This window comes from Streptomyces verrucosisporus (assembly GCF_017114865.1).
GTDB classification, from domain to species: domain Bacteria; phylum Actinomycetota; class Actinomycetes; order Streptomycetales; family Streptomycetaceae; genus Streptomyces; species Streptomyces fenghuangensis.
Genome location: NZ_JADEYH010000101.1, coordinates 1 through 290 on the forward strand (window position 1 = coordinate 1; position 290 = coordinate 290).

A 290-nucleotide genomic window follows, 5' to 3' on the forward strand; every position below is an offset into this window, starting at 1 on the left:
ATCGAGGCCCAGGCCCTGCTCGCCACGTACGGCGCCGACCACGACACCGGCAACCCGCTGTGGCTGGGCTCGCTGAAGTCCAACATCGGACACGCACAGGCCGCCGCCGGCGTCGGCGGCATCATCAAGATGGTCCAGGCGATGCGGCACGGGACACTGCCGAAGACCCTGCACGCCCAGGAGCCCTCCCCCCACATCGACTGGGACACCGGCGCCCTCGCCCTGCTCACCGAGGCCCGCGAGTGGCCGGAAACCGGACGCCCGCGCCGGGCCGCCGTCTCCTCGTTCGG

General features: G+C 72.8%; 1 pseudogene. It reads left to right on the forward strand.

Going from position 1 to position 290, the window contains the following annotated elements:
* Positions 1-290, forward strand: a pseudogene (locus IQ279_RS27630) (modular polyketide synthase); the annotation flags it as partial.